The sequence below is a fragment of the Nocardia sp. NPDC056564 genome (assembly GCF_042793755.1).
Lineage (GTDB): Bacteria > Actinomycetota > Actinomycetes > Mycobacteriales > Mycobacteriaceae > Nocardia.
This window is the reverse complement of sequence record NZ_JBHTUR010000004.1, coordinates 142,506-164,541: the sequence shown is the minus strand read 5'-3', so window position 1 is coordinate 164,541 and position 22,036 is coordinate 142,506. Positions and strand designations below refer to the sequence as shown.

General features: G+C 67.2%; 25 protein-coding genes. 20 read left to right on the top strand and 5 right to left on the bottom strand.

The window, feature by feature from the left end:
- Positions 1–3: 3 nt before the first annotated feature.
- Entirely contained in the window at positions 4–873 is an 870-nt protein-coding gene (locus tag ACFQ9K_RS12115) for a MaoC family dehydratase (RefSeq protein WP_378722919.1), read from the bottom strand.
- The gene (locus ACFQ9K_RS12110; RefSeq protein WP_378722927.1) at positions 870–2,228 is read right to left on the bottom strand and encodes a 3-oxoacyl-ACP reductase; all 1,359 of its coding nucleotides are present in this window, start codon (positions 2,226–2,228) and stop codon (positions 870–872) included. The genes ACFQ9K_RS12115 and ACFQ9K_RS12110 overlap by 4 nt, the downstream gene beginning before the upstream one ends.
- A gap of 273 nt (positions 2,229–2,501) precedes the next feature.
- Here ACFQ9K_RS12110 and ACFQ9K_RS12105 point away from each other — a divergent pair, with 273 nt between their 5' ends.
- Complete coding sequence (locus ACFQ9K_RS12105; protein WP_378722921.1) at positions 2,502–3,824, top strand: acetyl-CoA C-acetyltransferase; 1,323 nt, start codon at positions 2,502–2,504, stop codon at positions 3,822–3,824.
- A gap of 58 nt (positions 3,825–3,882) precedes the next feature.
- Here ACFQ9K_RS12105 and ACFQ9K_RS12100 read toward each other — a convergent pair whose 3' ends face one another.
- Entirely contained in the window at positions 3,883–5,637 is a 1,755-nt protein-coding gene (locus tag ACFQ9K_RS12100) for an SDR family oxidoreductase (protein ID WP_378722922.1), read from the bottom strand.
- Between the two features lie 431 nt (positions 5,638–6,068).
- On the opposite strand from ACFQ9K_RS12100, the gene ACFQ9K_RS12095 reads away from it, so the two are divergent.
- Both ACFQ9K_RS12095 and ACFQ9K_RS12090 read left to right on the top strand, forming a co-directional pair.
- Positions 6,069–7,340 carry a hypothetical protein gene (locus ACFQ9K_RS12095; protein WP_378722923.1) on the top strand — a complete coding sequence of 424 codons (1,272 nt, stop codon included), beginning with the start codon at positions 6,069–6,071 and terminating at the stop codon, positions 7,338–7,340.
- A complete protein-coding gene (locus ACFQ9K_RS12090) occupies positions 7,341–8,663 on the top strand; it encodes a lipase family protein (RefSeq protein ID WP_378722925.1) in 1,323 nt (440 codons plus the stop codon).
- A gap of 156 nt (positions 8,664–8,819) precedes the next feature.
- Here the strand turns inward: ACFQ9K_RS12090 and gnd are convergent, their stop codons facing one another.
- The gene (gnd, locus tag ACFQ9K_RS12085; protein WP_378983148.1) at positions 8,820–9,848 is read right to left on the bottom strand and encodes a phosphogluconate dehydrogenase (NAD(+)-dependent, decarboxylating); all 1,029 of its coding nucleotides are present in this window, start codon (positions 9,846–9,848) and stop codon (positions 8,820–8,822) included.
- Between the two features lie 309 nt (positions 9,849–10,157).
- Between gnd and ACFQ9K_RS12080 the strand changes: the two genes are divergently transcribed.
- Positions 10,158–12,086, top strand: a complete 1,929-nt coding sequence (locus ACFQ9K_RS12080; RefSeq protein WP_378983146.1) for a VanW family protein — start codon at positions 10,158–10,160, stop codon at positions 12,084–12,086.
- A gap of 213 nt (positions 12,087–12,299) precedes the next feature.
- On the top strand, positions 12,300–12,557 hold the full coding sequence (locus ACFQ9K_RS12075; protein ID WP_378726230.1) for a hypothetical protein: 258 nt from the start codon (positions 12,300–12,302) through the stop codon (positions 12,555–12,557).
- 219 nt (positions 12,558–12,776) lie between these two features.
- Here ACFQ9K_RS12075 and ACFQ9K_RS12070 read toward each other — a convergent pair whose 3' ends face one another.
- The gene (locus ACFQ9K_RS12070) at positions 12,777–13,034 is read right to left on the bottom strand and encodes a helix-turn-helix domain-containing protein (RefSeq protein ID WP_191093744.1); all 258 of its coding nucleotides are present in this window, start codon (positions 13,032–13,034) and stop codon (positions 12,777–12,779) included.
- Positions 13,035–13,195: 161 nt separating this feature from the next.
- On the opposite strand from ACFQ9K_RS12070, the gene ACFQ9K_RS12065 reads away from it, so the two are divergent.
- The 15 genes from ACFQ9K_RS12065 (at position 13,196) to ACFQ9K_RS11995 (ending at position 22,006) form a co-directional block, all read left to right on the top strand.
- Entirely contained in the window at positions 13,196–13,399 is a 204-nt protein-coding gene (locus tag ACFQ9K_RS12065; RefSeq protein ID WP_378726228.1) for a helix-turn-helix domain-containing protein, read from the top strand.
- Positions 13,396–13,752: a hypothetical protein gene (locus tag ACFQ9K_RS12060; RefSeq protein ID WP_378726226.1), complete on the top strand. Its 357-nt coding sequence runs from the start codon at positions 13,396–13,398 to the stop codon at positions 13,750–13,752. The genes ACFQ9K_RS12065 and ACFQ9K_RS12060 overlap by 4 nt, the downstream gene beginning before the upstream one ends.
- Positions 13,749–14,066, top strand: coding sequence for a hypothetical protein (locus tag ACFQ9K_RS12055; protein WP_378726224.1), 318 nt, complete (start codon positions 13,749–13,751; stop codon positions 14,064–14,066). Before ACFQ9K_RS12060 ends, ACFQ9K_RS12055 begins: the two co-directional genes overlap by 4 nt.
- A 94-nt stretch (positions 14,067–14,160) precedes the next feature.
- On the top strand, positions 14,161–14,964 hold the full coding sequence (locus ACFQ9K_RS12050) for a PE-PPE domain-containing protein (protein ID WP_378726222.1): 804 nt from the start codon (positions 14,161–14,163) through the stop codon (positions 14,962–14,964).
- Positions 14,965–14,974: 10 nt separating this feature from the next.
- A complete protein-coding gene (locus ACFQ9K_RS12045; protein WP_378726220.1) occupies positions 14,975–15,769 on the top strand; it encodes a hypothetical protein in 795 nt (264 codons plus the stop codon).
- Positions 15,766–16,464 carry a hypothetical protein gene (locus tag ACFQ9K_RS12040; RefSeq protein ID WP_378726218.1) on the top strand — a complete coding sequence of 233 codons (699 nt, stop codon included), beginning with the start codon at positions 15,766–15,768 and terminating at the stop codon, positions 16,462–16,464. The genes ACFQ9K_RS12045 and ACFQ9K_RS12040 overlap by 4 nt, the downstream gene beginning before the upstream one ends.
- A 460-nt stretch (positions 16,465–16,924) precedes the next feature.
- Complete coding sequence (locus tag ACFQ9K_RS12035; protein WP_378726216.1) at positions 16,925–17,173, top strand: hypothetical protein; 249 nt, start codon at positions 16,925–16,927, stop codon at positions 17,171–17,173.
- Positions 17,174–17,773: 600 nt separating this feature from the next.
- On the top strand, positions 17,774–17,971 hold the full coding sequence (locus ACFQ9K_RS12030; protein ID WP_378718756.1) for a hypothetical protein: 198 nt from the start codon (positions 17,774–17,776) through the stop codon (positions 17,969–17,971).
- 184 nt (positions 17,972–18,155) lie between these two features.
- Positions 18,156–18,920: a hypothetical protein gene (locus tag ACFQ9K_RS12025; RefSeq protein ID WP_378718757.1), complete on the top strand. Its 765-nt coding sequence runs from the start codon at positions 18,156–18,158 to the stop codon at positions 18,918–18,920.
- A 90-nt stretch (positions 18,921–19,010) separates the two neighbouring features.
- On the top strand, positions 19,011–19,619 hold the full coding sequence (locus ACFQ9K_RS12020; protein ID WP_378718759.1) for a hypothetical protein: 609 nt from the start codon (positions 19,011–19,013) through the stop codon (positions 19,617–19,619).
- A 21-nt stretch (positions 19,620–19,640) separates the two neighbouring features.
- The gene (locus ACFQ9K_RS12015; RefSeq protein ID WP_378718760.1) at positions 19,641–20,075 is read left to right on the top strand and encodes a hypothetical protein; all 435 of its coding nucleotides are present in this window, start codon (positions 19,641–19,643) and stop codon (positions 20,073–20,075) included.
- A 50-nt stretch (positions 20,076–20,125) separates the two neighbouring features.
- On the top strand, positions 20,126–20,512 hold the full coding sequence (locus ACFQ9K_RS12010; protein ID WP_378718761.1) for a hypothetical protein: 387 nt from the start codon (positions 20,126–20,128) through the stop codon (positions 20,510–20,512).
- Positions 20,513–20,623: 111 nt separating this feature from the next.
- Positions 20,624–21,211: a hypothetical protein gene (locus ACFQ9K_RS12005; RefSeq protein ID WP_378718762.1), complete on the top strand. Its 588-nt coding sequence runs from the start codon at positions 20,624–20,626 to the stop codon at positions 21,209–21,211.
- A gap of 127 nt (positions 21,212–21,338) precedes the next feature.
- Positions 21,339–21,629, top strand: a complete 291-nt coding sequence (locus ACFQ9K_RS12000; protein ID WP_378983143.1) for a hypothetical protein — start codon at positions 21,339–21,341, stop codon at positions 21,627–21,629.
- Positions 21,630–21,691: 62 nt separating this feature from the next.
- Positions 21,692–22,006: a DUF5361 domain-containing protein gene (locus ACFQ9K_RS11995; RefSeq protein ID WP_378718764.1), complete on the top strand. Its 315-nt coding sequence runs from the start codon at positions 21,692–21,694 to the stop codon at positions 22,004–22,006.
- Positions 22,007–22,036 lie beyond the last annotated feature (30 nt).

Below are 22,036 nucleotides of genomic sequence, written 5' to 3'. Positions count from 1 at the left end.
GCGTCAGCGCAGCGACGCGGTGAGGTGCGGGAACCCCTTCTTCGGGTTCAGCACGGCCAGATCCCAGCCGCCCGCCACCTGATCCGCGTACACGTTCACCGTCGACGGCAGGAAGATCGGCTTGCCGAACTTCACCGAGTAGGTGGTCTTGGCCGGCACCCGGCCCTCGATCGTGCCGAGGATGTGCGCGGCCGACCACATGCCGTGTGCGATGGGCTTGGGGAAACCCAAGGCCTTGGCGCCCAGCGAGGAGATGTGGATCGGGTTGTGGTCGCCCGACGCGGCGGCGTACTGGTTGATCGTCTTCTGATCGATCCGCCAGGTGCGCAGCGGCGGCGGCGCGGCCTCCTCCGGCTTCGGCTCCGGCTTCGGCCCGCCGGACAGCGAGGTGCGCTGCTGGTGCAGGAAGGTGGTGACCTGCCGCCAGACCAGCTCCCGGCCGACGCTGATCTCGCTGATCGCGTCGACCAGCAGCCCCTTCGGGTGCTCGCGCAGATTCTCGATGTGCGACTTGATGTCCAGCGGCTCGCTCACCGAGATCTCGCGGGTCCGCTCGATCACGTTCTCCGCGTGCACCGCGCCCACCGCGACGAACGGAAAGTCGCGCTGCACAACGAGTTGCATGACGATCGGGAAGGTGAGGATGAAGGGGTAGGTCAACGGCAGCGCATCGCCGAACCGGAGCCCGGTCGCCCGGCAGTAGGCGGCCAGATGATCCGGATCCACGCGCAGGCCGTCGAGCCGGCTCGACCGATCCGGCAGCGTCGACTTGCGCCCCGAGACCAGCGGCAGCGGGATCGCGCCCAGCGCGGCCTTCAGGTACAGCGGGCCGTTCTTCGGTGTCTCTTTCAAGGAGATCACTTGCGACATCATGCTCCGATCAGGCTCTGCCCGCAGACGCGAACGATGTTGCCGGTCACCGCGTTCGACGCCGGGCTGGCGAAGTAGGCGATGGTCTCGGCCACGTCGACGGTCTGCCCGCCCTGCAGCAGCGAGCTCATCAGCCGGCCCGCCTCGCGGGTGGTCAGCGGGATGGCGGCGGTCATCGCGGTCTCGATGAAGCCGGGCGCCACCGCGTTGATGGTGATGCCCTTCTCCGCCAGCTTCGGCGCCTCGGCGTTGACCATGCCGATGACCCCGGCCTTGGACGCGCCGTAGTTGGTCTGGCCGCGGTTGCCCGCGATGCCCGCGATGGAGGAGACGTCGATGACCCGGCCGCCGTCCTTGAGCGCGCCCCTGGCCACCAGGCCCTCGGTGATCCGGTGCGGCGCGGCGAGATTCACGTTGAGCACCGAGTTCCAGCGGCCCTCGTCCATGTTGGCGAGCAGCTTGTCCCTGGTGATGCCCGCGTTGTGCACCACGATGTCGATGCCGCCGAAGCGCTCGGTGGCGAACTCGGCCAGCTTCTCCGCGGCGTCGGGCGCGGTGACGTCCAGCGCGAGCGCGGTGCCGCCGACCTTGTTCGCGGTCTGCGAGAGCGCCTCACCGGCGGCCGGGATGTCGGCGACGATCACGGTCGCGCCGTCGCGGGCGAACACCTCGGCGATGGTCGCGCCGATGCCGCGCGCGGCGCCGGTGACCACGGCGACCTTGCCGTCCAGCGGGCGGTCCCAGCTGGCCGGCGCGGTGGCGTCGTCCTTGCCGACCCGGATGACCTGGCCGTCGACGAACGCGGACTTGGCCGAGAGCAGGAAGCGCAGCGTCGACTCCAGGCCGGTCGCGCCGGTCGAGGCCGCCGGGTGCAGGTAGACCAGCTGTGCGGTGGCGCCGCGCAGCAGCTCCTTGGCCACCGAGCGGGTGAAGCCCTCGAGCGCGCGCTGGGCGATCTGCTCGTCCACCGACGAGGCGAGCTCGGGCGTCGTGCCGATGACCACGATGCGGCCGGACGCCGCGATGCTGCGCATGACGGGCTGGAAGAACTCGTAGAGCTGCGCCAGATCCTCGATCGAACCGATGCCGGTCGCGTCGAACACCAGCGCGCCGAACTTGGTTCCGGCACTGGCCGAATCGGCGAACGTGTAGTCGGTCAGCAGCGTGCGCAGCGGCTCGGCGACCCGGCCCTTACCGCCGAGCAGCACCGGCCCGGGCAGCGGCGCTTCGCCCGCCTTGTAGCGACGCAGATTCTCCGGCTGCGGCAGCCCGAGCTTGCTCGCCAGGAACTGACCCGGGGAGGAGTGTACGAACGATCCGTAGAGGTTGGGCGCACCCTTGCTCTTGCTGGCTGCCACGGTCCCTGCCTTTTCTGTGTGGTCGGCGGCGTGCACGGTCCCTGCCAAGCTACCGCCGCCGGGACTGTCGCTCACGCCGCGATTCTGTTCTCGGGTTTGCCGCTCACCCCCGCGTTTGGTCTGCTCACGCACATTTGCGGGGGTACGGTGTCGACAACAAACTTACTCCAGAGTAAGTTTAATGTAAACCAACCGCGACGGGGCGCCGATCAGTGGAGACTTCCACGCGGACTCCGGAGCGCCGGACATCCCCAACGAGACCTGGAGACTCGAGTGACAACCAAATCCCGTTCGGCGAAGAGCACCGCCAAGACCGGTAAGACCACCCGCCCGGTCGCGATCGTGGGCGGCAACCGGATTCCGTTCGCTCGCTCCGACAAGGCGTACGCGCACGCCTCGAACCAGGACATGTTCACCGCCGCGCTGGACGGCCTGGTCAGCCGCTTCGGCCTGCAGGGCGAGCGGCTCGGCATGGTGGTCGGCGGCGCCGTGCTCAAGCGGGTCGGCGAGCACGGCATGATCCGCGAGAGCGTGCTCGGCAGCAAGCTCAGCCCGTACACCCCGGCCCACGATCTGCAGCTGGCCTGCGGCACCGGCCTCCAGGCCATCGTCACCGTCGGCGACGGAATTGCCCAGGGCCGCTTCGAGGCCGGCATCGGCGGCGGCACCGACACCACCTCCGACGCCCCGATCGGCGTCAGCGAGGGCATGCGCGAGTGGATGCTGGACGCGAACCGGGCCAAGTCCAACAAGGACCGGCTCAAGCTGGTCGGCCAGCTGCGCCCGAGCATGCTCGGCATCGAGATCCCGCGCAACGCGGAGCCGCGCACCGGGCTGTCCATGGGTGAGCACGCCGCGATCACCGCCAAGGAATTCGGCGTGCCGCGCGAGGCGCAGGACGAACTGGCCTACCTGTCGCACAAGAACATGGCCGCCGCCTACGACCGCGGCTTCTTCGACGACCTGATCACCCCGTTCCTCGGGCTGACCCGCGACGACAACCTGCGTCCCGGTTCCACCATCGAGAAGCTGGCCACGCTCAAGCCGGTGTTCGGCGTCAAGGCGGGCGACGCCACCATGACCGCGGGCAACTCCACCCCGCTGACCGATGGCGCCTCCGCGGTGCTGCTCTCCAGCGAGGAATGGGCCGCCGAGCGCAACCTGCCGGTGCTGGCCCACCTGGTCGACAGCGAGGTCGCGGCGGTCGATTACATCCACGGCCCGGACGGCCTGCTGATGGCGCCGACCTACGCGGTGCCGCGCCTGCTCGCCCGAAACGGCCTGACCCTGCAGGACTTCGACTACTACGAGATCCACGAGGCGTTCGCCTCGGTGGTGCTCGCCACGCTGTCCGCGTGGGAGTCCGACGCGTACTGCAAGGAGCGGCTCGGCCTGGACGGCGCGCTCGGCTCGATCGATCGCAGCAAGCTCAACGTCAACGGCTCGTCGCTGGCGGCCGGTCACCCGTTCGCCGCGACCGGCGGCCGCATCGTCGCCTCCACCGCGAAGCTGCTGGCGGAGAAGGGATCCGGCCGCGCGCTGATCTCCATCTGTGCCGCGGGCGGCCAGGGCGTCGTCGCGATCGTCGAGCGTTAAGTACTGACCGAAAGGTGGCATCCGGTCGTAAACCACGGCCTGATGCCACCTTTCGCCGTCAGCGCAGCACACTGCCGCGGGCGGCGGCGAACCGGACCACGCTCGGCGCGAATCGGCCGAAGACATACTGCAACCTGGCTTCCGGCGTCACGGGTACGACGTCCCTGTTCTGCCGCACCGCGCGCACGATCTGCTTCGCGACCTTCTCCGGGCCGTAGCCGCGCAGCCGGTAGAGCCGGTCGTAGAGCTGCTGCCGGCGCCGCTCCTCCTCGGCGGAGACGCCGGACATCCGTGTATGCACGACGATATCGGTGTGCACGATGCCGGGGCAGATGGTGCTGACACCTATTCCGCGGCCGGCCAATTCGGCCCGCAAGCAGTCGGAGAACATGAACACCGCGGCCTTGCTGGTCGAGTACGCGCTGAACGCCTGCTGCGGCGTGTAGGCCGCCATGCTGGACAGGTTGACGATATGCCCACCGAGCCCGCGATCGGCCATGGCGCCGGCGAACGCGCGGCAGCCGTTGATCACGCCGTGCAGGTTCACCGCGAGCACCCGGTCGAAATCCTCGGCCGAGGTGTCCAGGAATCGCCCGGCCTGGCCGATGCCCGCGTTGTTGATCAGCACGTCGGGCACGCCGTGTTCGCGGATCACCCCGTCGGCGTGCTTACCCACCGCGGACTCGTCGGACACGTCCAGCTGGTAGGCGTGCGCGGTGCCACCGGCTTGGCCGATCAACGCCACGGTGGCCTCGGCCGCGATGCCGTTGACGTCGGACACCACCACCTCCGCCCCTTCCCGGGCGAACGCCAGCGCGGTGGCCCGCCCGATACCGCTGCCGCCGCCGGTGATCACGACGAGCTGATCCTCGAACGGACTGCGCGCCACACCCATTCGAGCACGGCGCAAGGCCCGGGCCTGCGGTGTACCGGACACCGAGTCGATCAATTCGACGGTGGCCGCGGCGAGCAGCCGCGGATGCGAGAACGGCAGCCAGTGCCCGCCCTGCACCACGCGCAACCAGACCTGGTCGGCCCATCGGTCCTCGTCGGCGTAACTCGATTGCCGCACCGCGGGATCGCGGGTGCCGATGATGATCTGGGTTGGCACCGTGGTGAATTCGTCTCTGGACCGGAGCGGATTCGCGGCCCAGGTGGAACGGTAGATGCGCAGGCCGTTCGCCATGTCCTGCTTGAACGTCGGCGCCAGATGGATGTTCTCCGGCGCCGCGCCCTCGGCCGCGGACAGTGCGGAGCGCCAGCGCTGTTCGCTCATACCCGCTTTGATCGCGGCCTTCGGTAGGCCGGGCAGCGCGAGGAAGGCCGAGTAGGCGAACGAGCCCAACTGGGCCAGTGGCAGCGCGATGTTGCGCGGCGTCGGCCGGGACAGGCGTGCGCGCGCCCATGCGCCCACATGCGCGATGCTCGGCCCGGAGACCGAGGTGAACGACGCGATCAGCCGGGCCGCGTCGGGCCTGCAGACGACCTCCCAGGTGGCGACGCTGCCCCAATCGTGGGCGAGCACGTGCACGGGTGCGCCCCCGCCGAGCGCCTCGATCACGGCGACGTAGTCCGCGGCCAGCGTCGTGGTCGAGATGGCCGCGGTGCCAGGCGGATTGGACGACTCACCGTGCCCGCGGTTGTCCACGCTCAACACCCGGAATCGCTCGGTCAGCTCCGGCACGACGTTGTCCCACAGGTGATGTGAGTCCGGCCAGCCGTGCAGCAGCAGGATCGTCGGCCCCTCCGGGTTGCCTTGCTCATAGACGGCGAGCTCGACCTCGCCGTTGCGGACCACATGCTTCTCGGCCATGGATTCACCCCACTATCCGGGCCGCGGCGGTCGCGGTCCGTGGACGTAGCTGGTGCCCATTCTGTCTGAGACGGTTGGATTCGGGTAGTCCCCGCCCGGTGATGACCCGCCCGAAATCGCTGTGAGCTTTCTCATGAATATCGACTCACATCTGGGAAGCATTGTGCGATGTCATCGAGGCTATTTAGCAGCTACTAGCAGGCAACTTATGTGTTACAGGTTTTCTCCGGTTGCTCGACGCTCGTCACATCGTTTCTTGCAGCGGGGCTGATCTGTGTGTTTACCTGCACGTCACCTACTGTGCTACCGGTACTCGGCAATCGACACGGCTTTATAGCGCTGTCTAATCGACTTGCAGCTACCGGCAGGACATCTCTTCGGCTTAACGAATTACTCGAATCGAGCTAGCAGAGAGGAAGGCTGAACAGCTGATGCGAATAGGTACAGCGCTGCGGGCCACCGCCCTCGCCCTCGCGGCCGCGGTCGGCCTCGGACTCGCGGCGGCGGCCCCCGCCGGAGCGGCCGGTGAGGTGGACCGCTACCTGGATCTGCCGCTGGTCAACCGGGACGCCGCGAGCGGTCCCGGCGGCGTCAACCCGGAACTGCCCTACGACGCGGCCGAGCTGCGCGGGCTGCTCGACGAGGCGCGCGCCCAGGGTGTCGCGCCGACTCGCTACGCCGCCCTGCTCTACCAGTACTGGTTGGTCGACGCGACGAACAAGGCCGGCATCGACCTGCGCTCGTGGGATCCGCGCGCGGGCGTCGAGGCCAACCGCACGAATCTCACCAGGTCCTACCGCTACTACGAAGACCTGCAACTGAACCATCGTGAACTGCAATGGGCGGGCATGGGCGGTCAGGTCGGCGCCGACTTCGGCGGTGGGCTCATCGATTTCGAGCTGATGGGCAACATCTACGGACTGCCCGGGCTGTCCGAGTCCGCGCGCGGCGTCATCGCCGCGGTCGAGCAGGCCGCCGGACCGCAGGCGGTGGCCCAGCTGCCGCGCGGGCTGATGGCGCTGGCCGAGGCGGGTTCGCGGATCTCACCGGAGGACCTGCGCTACATCATCGGGATGATCCTGGTGATGCAGAAGAACATCTTCTCCGATCTGATGCCGATGCACGACGCCTACGTCACCGAAGGCCTTCCGGCACTGGAGGAGTTCCAGTCGGCCGGGTTGTTCGGCGCGGACATCATGGACGCCTGGCGTGGGGTCGCCTCCGGTGATCACGACCGGATCGCCTCGGGCAACGGCACTCTGCTGCGCCGGGAACAAGAGTGGGTGATTCGCGACCAGTGGGATTCGGTGCGCGGTTACCGGGGCAGCGTCGGCGAGGCGATCACCTACGTCAGCGGCGCCGCCGGCTCGCCGTCGGTGGCCGGTGTCGCGCCGCCCCGGGAATTCGATCCGGTGCGGATGCAGGTCACCATGGCCGACGGACGTCCCGCGCTGGTGACTTTGCCACTCCCGGAATGGAATTGGTCGGAATTCGACTCGCGCTGGGATTACATCACCACCGAGCTGCTGCCGAAATACAAGTTCCAGGTCGAAAACAACTGGCCCGCACTGGAAGCCGTGATGCGCACCCCGTACGAGGTCCAGATGGAATCGCACCGCCCGCTGTTCAACATCCCGCAGCTGCTGGATTCGGCCGCCCGGCAGATCCAGGTAACTCCGATCGACACGATGGCGGTGCGTTAGATGAAACTGCTCACCGCGGCCGTCGCGACGGCCACCGCGATGCTGCTGTCCGCGGGCACCGCAGCAGCGCAGGGGGAGATGCCGACACCCGGACTGGACTGGGTGTTCAACGGCTTCGTCGTCGGCCAAATCCAAGGCGCGCAACCGGTTCCGCCGGATCAGGCGTTCCAGGCGTTGCTCGCCGATGACCCGTTCTATCAGGAGCCGGCGCTGACCGGTGCCGAATCGCCGGGAACGCTGTTGAAGGCCAAAAAGGTCGACGTGATGTTCCTCGGCATCACCCCGCCGGACGTCGAGGCCTACAAGCTGATGTACGTCACCACGGGCATCGACGGCGTCACCCCGGTGATCAGCACCGGCATCCTGATGATTCCGAATCACGGTGCGCCCGTGGGGGAGAAGAAGGTCATCTCCTATCAGGAGGCCAACGACAGCGTCGGCTGGTCCTGCCACCCGAGCACCCAGTGGACCGGCGGCGATCCGCTTGACGGTTCGTCGTGGTCGGCGCTCGGCCCGTTGGCGCTGATGTTCGACAAGGGCTACGCCGTGATGATCTCCGACGTCGGCAACGACGGAGATCGCAGGCCGCACGGCGTATTCGCGGGCAAGTTCGCCGCGCACGCCCAGCTCGACGGCGTCCGCGCCGCGTTGGCGCATCGCGCGGCCGGACTCGACCCGAAGGCACAGATCGGCCTGTTCGGCATCGCCGGCGGCGGGGTCGGCGCGGCCTTCTCCGCCGAGCTCCAGCCCACCTACGCGCCGGAGCTCGACGTGAAATCCGCTGTGCTGGAGGGGATGGTGGTCAACCCGCGCAACTTCATGCGGGTCGCCGACGGCTCGGTCGGCTCCGGTTTCGCCCTGGCCACGCTGCTCGGCCTGGAGCCCGCCTACCCGGAGATGGCGGTGAACGCCAAGCTGAACCCGGCGGGCGTCGGATTGGCCAACGCCTTCCGCACCCAGTGCCAGACGCCTGCCTACTTCGGGCTGCCCTTCCTGCCGCTCAACACCCTGTTCAACTCGGGCCTGAGCCCGGCCGACGAGCCCGCGTTCCAGCGCGCGTTCGAGGAGAACATCCTCGGCCGCTCCGGCACCCCGAAGGCGAAGGTGGCCATCACCTCCTGCGTCGCCGACGACTCGCCGATGTCGCTGGTGCCCGCCAAGGACGCACGGGACCTCGCCGACACCTATCGGGCCGGCGGCGCCGACGTGACCTACCAGCCCACCGACTGCGGCATGGTGCGCATGCTCACCGACATCTACGGCTGGGGCACCGACCTGTTCGGCATGCAGACGATCGACTGGATCGACCGCAATTTCGAGTGAAAAGGATTACCCGCCATGGCATTTCTCTACGGCATCAATTATCTGTTCTGGTACGGCCCGCTGGCGGTCGCGAAGTTGATGGCCCAGGCGGCCGGCTTCTGACCGGTCGCTGAGGACCGCGGCGCCCGCATCGCGCGGGAGCCGCGGTCTTTTCGGTTACGAACCGGGAAGCTCGTTGTGCCCGCCGAACGCCTTGCGCATCGCCGACAGCATCTTGTCCGCGTAGAGCGACTCACCGCGCGAGGAGAACCGTTGGAACAGCGCGGAAGCCAGCACCGGTGCGGGCACCCCGGTGTCGATCGCGGCGTCCAGCGTCCACCGGCCCTCGCCGGAATCGGAGACCCGGCCACTGTAGGAATCCAGGTTCGGATCGGCGTAGAGCGCGCTCGCGGTGAGGTCCAGCAACCAGGAGGCGACCACCGAGCCGCGGCGCCACACCTCGGTGACCTCGGGCACGTCGATCTCGTACTGGTAGTACTCGGGATGCTCGAGCGGCGTCTCCTCGGCGGAGAACTCGCCGTCGTGTTCGGCGCCGTAGTTGGCCTTGTGCAGGATGTTCAGGCCCTCGGCGTAGGCGGCCATCGCGCCGTACTCGATACCGTTGTGCACCATCTTGACGAAGTGCCCCGCGCCGGCCGGCCCGCAGTGCAGGTAGCCCTGCTCGGCCGGTGACGGCTCGCCGGTGCGTCCCGGTGTCCGCTCGGCCGCCTCGACGCCCGGTGCGATGGACTTCAGCAGCGGATCCAGGTATTTCACCTGCTCGGTCTCGCCGCCGATCATCAGGCAGAAGCCGCGATCGAGCCCGAAGACGCCGCCCGAGGTGCCGATGTCGACGTAGTGAATGCCCTTGGGCCGCAGCTGTTCGGCGCGTTTGATGTCCTCGTGGTAGCGACTGTTGCCGCCGTCGATGATGATGTCGCCGGGTTCGAGCAGCTCGGCCACCTGGTCGATCACGGCGCCGGTGGCGCCCGCCGGGATCATCACCCAGACCACCCGTGGAGTCGCGAGCGCCTGCACGAATTCTGCGAGGTCGGTGCTGCCCTGGAAGTCGTCGCCCAACTCGTCGCGCAGGATGTCGATCTGGTGCGGGCGCCGTTCGTAGCCGACGGCGGTGTGCCCGTCCTTGACGATGCGGCGCACGATGTTGGCGCCCATCCGCCCGAGGCCGATCATTCCCAGCTGCATGCCATCCATCTCCCTCGTGTGTGCGGTGGCCGGACACTCGTTCGTCCACGATTGTCCCGCTTCGGTCCGATACTGGTCTGTTCGGCTGTGTAACGCACGGTGCGCCGCACCGATAATCAGATCGGCTCCGCGTAGTTGCCAGACCCCCGACCCGGCAACTGCGCGGGGCCCTTTGCGTGTACGACCGGGTCCTTTGCACGGGATTTGCTGTACATCGGTGCTCGCCGGAGGTTGTCGGCGTCGCGCACTATCGTTGGCGGAGGCTCGCGTCGTGTGAGCCCCAACTCAACCGAACGGGGAGGACGGTTCGTGACGAGCCAGCCGAGCACCGGACGTCGTGGCCACCAACCGGCAGGCGAGGTCGGTTTACGCCAGCTGCTCGAATCGGCCCAGGCCCAAGGGACGAACCCGCCCCCGGCGCCGGGACCGCCGCCGGCGCCGGAGTGGGGCGACGACTCGGCGCCCACCGTTCCGATCAAGGTCACGCCGGCCGCGCGGGCGACCCACCGGGCCAAGCCCGGCGAGCGTCCCGTGCGGCGGCCGATCTCCGGCCCGCCGCCGCAGCGGCTGAATCGCACCGTGCTGAAGCGGGCGGGCATCACCGTCGGTGCGGTGCTCGCGGTGGCCGGCCTCGGCTACGCGGTCGACTGGGTGTTATCCGCGGGGGAGGTCCCGCGCGGCACGGTCGTCTCCGGCATCGAGGTCGGCGGCCTGGACAGGGCCACCGCGGACGCGCGATTGCGCGCGGAACTCGCGCCGCGCGCCGACCGCGAACTACCGCTGCGCATCGGTGACGTGCAGACCAGGGTCGTTCCGGCGACCGCGGGGCTGTCCGTGGACTGGGACGGCACCTGGGACCGCATCGGCACCCAGCCGCTCAATCCGCTCACCCGGTTCACCTCGTTCTTCAGCGCCCGCGACGTCAAGGTGGCCAGCCTCGTCGACGACGTCGCGCTCGAGCGCCAGCTGACCGCGCTGCGCGTGCACGACCGCCCGTCGGTCGAGGGCACCATCGCCTTCGACAAGGCCAGACCGGTCGCCGTCGCCCCGGTCCCGGGCCGGGTGCTCGACATCTCCGCCGCGCGGGCCGAGCTGATCGACGACTGGATCACCGGCATCACGCTCGACCTCCCGGTGCACCCCGCGCCGCTCACCGTCCGCCCGGAGGCGGTCGACCAGGCCCTGCGCACGGTGGCCGAGCCCGCGGTGCGCGCGCCGATCGTCTTCGCGGGCAAGGGCGCGTCCGCCAAGCTGGACCCCGAGCAGATCGCCGGCGTGCTGTCGTTCGTGCCCGACGGCCAGGGCGGCCTCGCTCCGTCCATCGATCAGAACGTCGCGGTCGGTTTGCTGGGGCCGCAACTGGTGGCCACCGAGATCGAACCGAAGGACGCGACGTTCGCGGTGAGCGGCGGTAAGCCGACGGTGGTGCCCGCGGTGGTCGGCGACAAGATCAACTGGCCGAAGACCTTCGAGCAGCTCACCGCGTTGCTCGCCGCGCCGCAGGAGCGCACCGGCCAGGCGATCTACGAGAAGGTGGAGCCGAAGCTGACCACCGAGGCGGCGCAGGGCCTCGGCATCGTGGAGACCATGGGCTCGTTCACCACCAACGGCTTCAGCGGTCCGTCCGGGGTGAACATCAAGGTGGTCGCCAGGAAGGTGAACGGCGCGGTGGTGAAGCCGGGAGATACCTTCTCGCTCAACGACTTCACCGGTCCGCGCGGTGCCGCCGAGGGCTATGTCGAGTCCGGCATCATCGACCACGGCAGGCCCGGCACCGCCGTCGGCGGCGGCATCAGCCAGTTCGCCACCACCCTCTACAACGCCGCATACTTCGCCGGCATGGAGGACGAGGGCCACACCGAGCACAGCTACTACATCTCCCGCTACCCGGCCGCGCGGGAGGCGACGGTCTTCGACGGCGCGATCGATCTGCGCTTCCGCAACAATGCGCCCACCGGTGTCTACATCGAGGCCGTCACCACGGATTCCGAAGTGACCGTTCGGCTTTGGGGCACCAAGACGGTCGAGGTGGAATCGGTGACCGGGGACCGGAGCAAGCCGACCGAGCCGACCACGATCAAGCTGCCGAAGGGCAAGGACTGCATCGCCTCCGAGGGCGCGCCCGGCTTCACCACCTCCGACACCCGCATCATCACCGACAAGCGCTCGGGCCGCGAGATCTCCCGGCACACCCGCACGGTCAAGTACGACCCGATCCCCGTCGTGAAATGTGAGTGAGCGCAACGACTCCGGAGATCAGAGCCAACTCCTGGCTAACCCGTAGCGCCGCGCTGGTTGGCCCGGCGAGCGACGAATCATTCTGCGGCACGGTGACTTTGGTGGGCGACCCCCCGGCGAATGGGATATAACTACGCCAGATTCCGGGACGCCAGTCCGGTTCCGTCTCGGAGTGGGGCTCGAGGTAGAGCGAAGTGTGAAGGGGATACCGTCGTGGACCAGATCGACTCAGTAAGACCGTATGCGGCGGGGCGGGGAAACAACGCCGCAGTCACGCTGGGTACGGCTATCGGAGACGAAGTCGCCCTGCGCGTGGTGCAGGGCAACGGCACGTTGTGCGACGTCGTGGTCACCGCGTGGGCGATGGGTGTCGATCCGGTCGAGGCGGTGCTGCAGTACGCCGAGGCGGCCACCGGGGTGATCGTCGACGACATGGTGGTGGTGGACGGCGCGGATCCGCGCTGCGCGTAGGCGTTTCACCGTGCGGCCTCGCGCATTCGCGACTCGCGAGCGGCTCGAGCGGCCTCGCGCATCCGCACGGCTCTTTTCACGGCGCGTAGCGCCGATTTCGGGCGTGAAGTACTGCGCCGCAACAGCTCGCCGGTAGTCGCATCGACTCACTGTCCCGCGCACCAGCTTTCGCACCGCCACGACTCCGGCGGTGTTCTGGCGAGGTGCTCTGTAGCCGCGCTACTCCTCCGGGCGTTCGACGTCCCGCAGTGCGGCGGCGACGAATTCGCGCATCGGGATGTCGAGCGCGGTGCACAGCGCGTGCAGCTGCTGCATGTCCGGCGAACGATCGCCGTTCTCGAAGCGCTGGATCGTGCTGACCCCGAGTCCGGTCAGCGCGGCGAGTTGCGGGCGCGTCAGCGCCCGCCTGGCCCGGGCCGCCCTGAGCTCTGCCCCGACCGCACGATTGATGTCCGAAGGTACCTTTTCCACACCCATACGGACCATTCTGAGGTCCGAATGGCTACCTGGCAAACGACATGCCGGAAAACCGCCGAGGATCACCGCAGCTACCGGGCATTTCGCCCATAAAGGTCTGTCGCGAGTTGCAACAGGTCCGAACGGACCTTAATGTGCTCCGTATGGAACATTTAGACCGTATGGTTGCCGGGAAAGTGCGGCGCGCCATGTCCGACGCGGGACTCTGTCTCGCGGACTTGGCCGCATGTTCCGGGTTGCCTGCCTCCGATCTGCGCAGCCTGCTCGCCGCGCACGGGTCGTTCACCGTGAACGAGCTCGTTCGGATCGCAGCGGCAGTGGATTGCCGCGTTGTCGACCTACTGCCCGATGTGGAGTCGCGATGACCGTCAGTGGCGGACCCCGGTCGCCCGGCGCGCCTCGTCTTCCGGATTCCGGCGTGTCGTATCAAACATTTAGTGACGTGAATCACATTGTGCCGCAAGGCGGTAGAGCCGCGTTGAGCGATCGATCAGCTACCGCGGCGATGGCACTCGATCAGGTTGCGCGCAATGTGCCGCGGCTGACCGGATTCGGTGCCTGGAGCCCAGGCATCTCCGGCATTCCGTACCTCGGTGGCGACGAACCGCATGCCGTCGCAGTGATTCTCATCCACGATCCGCGCGATGCCCGGGTGCGCAGTGCGACGCTCATCGCGGCTCCGCAGCCCGCCGCCGACGACGAATTGCGGCCCCGGTGACAAAGCCGGCGCGAATCCGTCGCGCGGACCCCGCCCTCGAACCCTTCCGGCGCAATATCGGTGCGCGCGTCACCTGCACCGGGACAACCGCCGAACGTGGCGGCGTCGAACACGGCGTCATCGTCGACGTCGACCACCGGATGGTGTACGTCGATTACGGCTACCCCAATCCGATCAATGCCGAACTAGGCAATGCCATCGCCACCCACCCGGCGAATCTTCGACTGGAAACCACTGTCGCAGCGGCAGCGTCCTGCGATCACTGTGGCACCGCGGCAGACCGCCCCGGTCCGGTATTTCTCGCGCCGCGCTGAACCCGCGCTTCGCGATTCCCATTTTCCGACCCGATCGGGTGTGGCTCCGGCATGGGCTCATCCGGTCTCGTCGTCGACGAAAGGAAACGGCCCCGTGGCCATTTTCGGCCGCCGTTTATTCGGCAAGTTGCCAGCTCCGGGCGAGGTCATCGATGTGCTGATGGTCGGGGGCACCTGGAACCCGAGCGGTGATCGGGTCACCGCCGCGTTCGCCGAAGCGCTCGATCCGCGGCGGTTTGTCCTGCGCATGGTGCCCTATCCGGCGGATTACGGTCGGCACGTCGCGTTTGCCGACAGTGTGGCCGCCGGTCGGCGAGCGCTGCTCGAGGCGATCGAGGCAACTCCCAATCGTGTTCTGCTGGCGGGCTATTCGCAGGGAGCGGGCATTGCGGGTGATCTCGCCGCCGACATCGGACGGGGCCTGTTCCCGCACGTGGAGGTGGTTGCCTGCGCGTTGATCGCGGATCCGTTGCGTCCGGCCGGTCGGTGCCTCGGCCAGGATCCCGGCGGTTACGGCGTTGTCGGGCAGCGGGATATCACCAGGATTCCGACGTATTGGGTTGCCGCGGAAGGTGATCCGATCACCTCCCTGCCCGCAGGCAATCCCCTGCGGCTGATCGCCGACCTGAGCGCCTATTTCTGCCTGTCCAGTCCAGAAGCCATGGTGCGCTGGGGGCAGAGCATCATCGACCGAGCGACCGGCCGTCAGCTGCAACGCTGGTGGTCGCCGGAGCACTGGCGGTCCTGGGGCGGCGCCGTCGCCTACGCCCGCGGCTACCTGTTCGACGGGCGGCACACCGAGGACTACATCCGGCACGGCCACGCCCGGCTGCTCGCCGAGACGATCAACCGTGAGGTGGTCGTGCGGGCGGCCGCGCGCGGCCAGCACCCGAGCTGAGCCCGCTGCGATGCCCTGGTTTCAGGTCGACGACCAGCTCGGATTCCACCCCAAGGCAGTCGCCGCGGGCAACGCCGCGATGGGGCTGTGGGTGCGGGCGGGCTCGTGGTCGATGCAGCAGCTCACCGAGGGTTTCGTCCCCGCCGCGATCGTGCGCGGTCTCGGCTCCGCGGCACAGGCGAAAAAGCTTGTGGAAGCGGGGCTTTGGACCGTCGCCGAGGGCGGCTACCGGTTCCATGACTGGGGCGAACGGCAGATGTCCAAGGCCGAGATCGAGGACCGCCGCCGCAAACGGGCCGACGCCGGCCGCAAAGGTGGGCAGGTTTCCGGCCAGGCCCGGCAGCTACGCGCGCAAGCAAATGCTGCACCACCTGCCCGAACATCTACTGCCCCTGCGGCTTCAGCGGCTGCCCGGCTCGCCGTCGAACAACTGCCCGAGCGAACCCGAACCCCTGTCCCTGCCCATGACCTTGGAAATGCTTCCAGGGGAGCACGATCCGTCCCGCCGGATCGGCAATGCGCCGTTCATCGCACGCATCCGGCACCGCCGCCCTGCGGGGCCTGCGGCGACGCCCGGCGCGCAAGGCAGCGCTGGGACGCCGCGCACGGCGACGACCTGCGCGCCGATGCGGCGCAGCGCCGCGCGGCCGCCCGGCACTGCGTGATGTGCGACGACGCGGGCTGGCGGCATCCGCCCGCCGAGCTGCTCGCCGTCAATCCCGATCCGCCCGTGCTCCGCTGCGACCACCACACGGTGACCTCGCTCGACCACTGGCACTCCACCGAAGCGGAAGCGACCCCATGACCACCGAGCATCCGAACCACCTCTACCTCGATCGCGCAGAACTCCGGGCGCTGGCCGAGTTGCTGCGCGAGATCCCCGACCTCGCCGAGGATCTCGCCATTTCGCTGACCCGGCAGTCCCGGCTCAGCACCCGGGGCGACTACCGGATGAACCGCCGTCCGAGTGAACAGCCACTGCCCTACAACCCCGCCGCCTCCCGCGCCGCCGACGAGTTGCACGCGGTGCTCGGGTCCTGGGTGCGGCTGGTCTGCGAGCAGCGCGGCCTCGACTACACCGGGTCCTCGTCCACTCCAGGCCTGGCCCGGTGGCTCGACCGAAACCTGATCGCGCTGGCCATGACCGAGGGCGCGGACGGCGCGCCCGAGGACATCCGCACCGTGGTGCAGGCCGCGCTGTGGATCGTCTGTCCGCCCGCCGCGCCGGTGGTGCTGGACCAGGGCATGCTGGAGCAGGCGCGCCGGCATCGGCTCAACGCGTCCGGGATCGCCTCCCTGGCAAAGGAACTCGGCGATCAGTATCGGGGGCTGACCGTGCGGCGGATCCAAACACTCAGGAACGCGGGGAAAATCGCGCCGCAGCCCGGGCCGTGGGCGCCGGGTTGGCCGGAGTTGTACACGGTGGGCGCGGTATTGGACGAACATCTGGCCTATCCGACCCGGCGGCGCGCGCGGGCCGACGTGACAGACTCGAATTGACGTGTCTCGAAACAAATTCCGGAGAACAATCGGAGACGGCGTCCGAAAGTTACAGATGTTTCATATGAAATGAATCACATCATAACCTCTGAATTGCTGGATGCGCACGATTGCCGGCGGCTGTCCGAGGATTCATGCTCCGAAGTTGCTGGAGCGAGGGTCGCAGGTCGGAATCGCTTGGTCGGCCCATCATTACGGACGGCCTGCCAACGTGCTCGTATGTCGACATCGCGGCCACTCCGGGTGCCTGACCGTAGAAGTCTCGGCAAGACAGCGGATCTGTGGACATTGTTACGAAACCCTCGCCGTGCATGACCCGTTATCGATGAGCAATACACCCATTCGGCGAGTGTGGCTAAAAGGTCGCTGGCCGGCGAATCCCTGTGATAGAAAAATCCTGCTCGACGACCAGCAGGTCGCCGATGGAGGGACCAATTCTTTCAAGGGGAAGATTCCTATAATGAGCAAGATTCGCGTGTTCGGCGTTGTGTTCGCGGCTACCGCCGGCATCGTTCTGGCCGGTTCGGGCCTGGCCTCGGCCGGCGCGGGCGACGGCTCGGGCACCGGCTCGGCCAAGCCCAGCGCCACCGCGGGCGAGGGTTCGGGCACCGGCTCCGCCAAGACCGGCACCTCCGGCGATGCGGACAGCGGTTCGGCCACGCTGCTCGTCGACCTGCTCAAGCTGCTGGCCACGGGCTCGGCCGAGTAATCCCAAGCATCGATATGTCCTGACCCGCATCAGGTGACATATCCGCTCGGAGGACAAGACATGATTGCCCCACCTCGTCCGGAGGTGGGGCAATCGTCGTTTCCGGCCCCACCGCGTCCGCCCAAAAGTAGCTATCTGCCTGCGATTTCGACGCGAATCCGTATCCGGGGGTTGACATCCGGCGCGCTTTAGGTGAAGCTTTGTGCAGCGCCAGAGCTGCGCCCTCTTCCGGGACTCGCCGGGAAACTTCTTCACTACCAATAACTTTCATACTCGACTTCGTCGCGGCCCCGTCCACTTCAGTGGGCGGGGCCGCCGACATCGAAGCCGCAGAGCACATCCGCTCCGCCCCGCACGTGTGGCATGCCCCCGAAACCTCTTCGAGATCGACGACAAGCGGGCACGAGCCTGCCACATACCCGCCCCGGTTTCCGCTCCCGTCTCCCGCCGACCCTCTCGCTCGCGGTCGTAGCCGGAAGAAGCGACCGGGGCGTTTCGCCCCACCCCCGATCCACCCCCTGATCGGGGGTGGGGCTCAACTTCCCCCGCAGCACCGCAAACACGTTGGCGCTAAACATTTTTCGACGACCGAGGTCTGACATGGACAACACCGTCCTGGAACTGCTCGAGCTGGCCGACCACGCCACCCCCGCAGCCCCGCTCACCATCGCCAAGGCCCACGAGTCGATGCGCGTCCACCGCGCCTGCTCCACCGACCACTGCCGCCGAAAAGCCTTGGCCTTCAACACCTTGATCGCCGCGGGCCGCATCGTGCCGGACTCATCCCGGCGCTACTGACCAGACCGAGAGGAGGTGAATCCATGCTCACCATCGCCCTCGACCTCCTCGAACTGGCCTGCCACCTGGCCCCCCTTGTTCTCCCGGTGATTCTGCCGCTCCTCGGCCTGTGATCCCGGTCGATTGCCGACCGCGCGTCGGTGTGTCCCTCGTCGATATCGAATCCTGATCGGAGCGCTAACTCGTGACCTACACACAGGTGAAAGTGCCATTTACCGGCCTCGATGGCACGCGTGGTGTCGACGTCGATACCGCCAGGAACACCTACGTCGCAGACCACAACCGCATCCTCAGGTTGAGCGCGACAGGTGTCCAAACCACCCTGCCGTTCGACGGGCTAGGCGCGGTGTACGCGGTGAAGGTCGATGCCGCGGGCAATGTGCTCGCTGTCGACTACGGGAACCACCGCGTCGTCAGACTCGGTAACGACGGGGTGCAGACCACGGTGCCGTTCACCGGGCTGCGCTTCCCCACCGGCGTCGACGTCGATGCAGCCGGGAACATTTACGTCGTCGACGGCGGCAACAGCAGGGTGCTCCGCCTCGGCCCCGACGGCACCGAAACCACGTTGCCTTTCCAGGATTTGGATCGGCCCTTCGGTATCGCGGTGGACGGTACCGGCAACGTCACCGTGTCTAATCAGACCGAATGGCGCGGCATCGTCCGGCTGAGCCCACAGGGCGTGCAGACCAAACTGCCCTTCACCGGCCTCGACGCCCCCGCCGGTGTCGATGTCGACTCGGCGGGCAACACCTATGTGGCCAACTCGGGCCAAACCTCCAACGGCGCTCGCGTTTTGAAGCTGACCCCGGCCGGCGGGCAATCCGTCTTGCCGTTCCGGTTCCTGAGCATCCTGCGCCCGGTCGGTGTCGTAGTCGAAGCCTCGGGCAGCGTCACCGTCGCCGATTGGCAGGGTTCGGTGCAGCGCCTGGAGTACACCGCGAATTGATTCACGGGCGTCAGTTGAACCCGATCCTCCTGCAGAAGTGAGCGTTTCCTACCCACACTCGAAGGCAATCCATGATCGCGAGAGAACACCGTGTCTGACAAAGAAGTCGTTGAATCCATCCAATTCGCCAATCATCAGCCTCCGCCGGAGTACCTGAAGACCGATGCCGGACAACTGGTCACGCCGGAGTTTCTCGCATTCATCCAGCAGGCCCTGAGCGGGAAGCTCGCCGAATCCGCGGAGACCGCGGAGCTGGATCCGCAGGTGAAGGCGCTCGCTGAGGAGTTGTCGGTGATCCATCTGCCGCAGTGGCAGAGCAAGCAGTCACCGAAGGTGGCGGAACCGACCGTTACCGGGATCAAACAGGCGACCAGGGTCGCCGAGTATCTGGTGAAACGCGGGGTGCGAGTGCATCCCGAATTGGAGGAGATCCGTTGGGCCGCAACGCCAGGCGGCGCGCCCGGCGCATTCGATACCGGCCTCCACGTCACCAAGGACGAGAACGGGCAGTGGCCCGTACCGGATCCCGAGTCCTTCTACGACCTCGACGACATCCAGGTCAGCCAGACCGACGACGGCCACTGGTACGCCGTCCATCCCCGCGGCCTGTCTTTCGAGGCCGCGACCAAGACCGAGGCCTATGCGGGAGTCGTCGATCAACTGCGCCAGCGGATCGAGCAAGCCCGGCAAGAGCCATAGCCACGAAAGGGTGGTAGCGCGATGACCGAACGGATCGTGTACCCCGACATCGAAAAGACTCTGGTCGAATACCTGACCGCGCAACTCGCCGCCGCGTCCGACACCGCGAAGGTGGTCACCCGGATTCCGGACCCGCGGCCGCCACGCATGGTGCGGGTCAAACGTAACGACCGAATCCTGCGGCAGGACATCGAAGACCGAGAAGGCCGCCGTGGCCCGAGCCTGATCCTCGATCGCCCCCGCGTGGTCCTCGAATTCACCGACGATGCCGGTGGTGCAGCGGGTTTGGCCGGTGGCGTCCGCGCCATCCTCTCGGCCGCCGCACCGGGCTACCTCGGCTCCGTGTGGTGTGAGTACTTCGAAGACGTCGGCCTCCAGAACGACACCGACCCGGCTACGGCCGCGCCGCGACAGGTGATGATCGCCGACCTGATCGTGCGCGGCTCGGTCGTCTGAAACATATTGCCGAGCAACATAACTCATCGTTTGACAAGGAGTGAACCGCAATGGTGCAGCGTGAGATCAGCTTGAAGAAGGACGAATCCCTGCTGGTGACCTGGATGGCGGAGCCGTTCCGCTACGCGCGGCTGGTCCGCGCGGTCTCCGATCGCTTCCCTCGCGTCTATGTCTTCGACCTCCATCCGGCCCTCGACTACAACCGCGTGCAGTACCCGCAGGTCGAGGTCTCGTTTCAACGGGACTACTACGAAACGAATCTGGTGAACGGCACCGACCGGCAGTTGTACCGCTCGGTGGGCTCTTCCTGGTGGGGTGACCGGACGGTGAAGCAGCTATTGGTCGCGGAGCTCGCCGAGGCGGTCTACGGGGGCGGCTACGAGATCGTCGATTGGGGCGGTTTCGCGGTCCCCGATGACCGGCCGGCCCATTCCTGACCTCGAATAAGGCGTGCGAGGCATGGTCCTCGCCTGACTCCCCCGCATGGGAGCCACAACTGAATACCGAAATCCCATGGGCCTGCGCAACAATCCCAAGGGAGAATCACAATGGCTGCACCCTCTAGCAAGTACATCGGTGCCGGCACTCCGGTCTCCGTCTCCGGCGGTGTGCTGGTCGCCCCGACCAACACCCTGCTGCCGGTCGGCGCGAGCGTCAAGCCGGTCGACGCGTTCAAGCCGCTCGGCTACGTGTCCGAGGACGGTATCGAGTCCAAGGGCGAGCGCAAGATCGAACAGATCAAGGACTGGAACGCCGACATCATCGCCAACCTGCAGACCGAGCACTCGGTCCGCTTCGGCCTCACCCTGTACGCGGTGTGGGACGAGGACGTCCTCACCCAGGTGTTCGGTGAGGGCAATGTTGTCCCCACCCCCGCGACGGCTACCTCCGGCAAGCTGTACACGATCAAAGAGACCGGCTCGGTGCTGCCGCGTCGTGCCTGGGTGTTCGACATGCTGAGCCAGGACAAGAAGATGCGCATCGTGCTGCCGAACGCCTCGATCTCGCAGGTCCAGGAGCGCAAGTTCGTGTCCAAGGAGCTGGCCGGCTTCAACATCACCGTCGAAGCGTTCAAGAACGACGACGGCGTCAAGGCTTTCCGCTACCTCGACGACGGCATCAAGACCGCCGCCTGATTAAGCCCCCAGTGGCGGCGGGTCAAACACCTATGCGCAGGCCCGCCCGCCGCCGCTGGGCCCAATCTGTCGAACTTCCGTTACTACCTGCGCACCGAGAAAAAGTTATGAAAGGGTCTGCGAACCAATGACTTCCCCGAAAGCTCCGATCACCCTCCATCGCCCGATCCAGGTGAAGGATGAATTCGTGTATCAGGTGGATGGTGTCGAGTTGCACCTGCCATCCCTGTCTTATCTGAAGCCGGGTCTGATCCGCCGTATTCGCCGCCTCGGTGATGTCGACGCGATGTACACACTGCTGGAGCTGACTTTGTCCGCTGAGTCGCTCGCGGTGCTGGACGAGATGGACCCGGATGCCTACCACGAACTGCTCGACGCGTGGCGCACCCATTCGGGAGTCAACCTGGGGGAATCCTGAGCCTCGATGCCCTTCTCGAAGAGCATTGCGAGGCAATCGAATACGACCTGATAACGCTCGGCTTGCGGGTACATCAGCTCGGCACCGAGGTGCTCGGCTGGCGCGAGCTGAAGGCGATCATCAGATGGCTGCCCACCGAATCCGCGCTTTTTCGCGCGATGAACCCCGAAAGCCACCGCTGGCAACTCGACCAGTTCTTGCTCGCCGATATCACCGATTCACTGCGCTGGCTCGTGTGGGCCAAGACCGATGACGCCAGGAACGGGCGAAACCGTCCGGAACTGGTCCCGCGACCCGGCGTGCAGTCCGGTCGCGAACGAATCGGCACCGCCACCGGAATCGGCGAGATGAACAAGTTCCTCGACTGGGACGAGTAACAGCTCGCGGGTGTTGACCCGCGCCAGTGG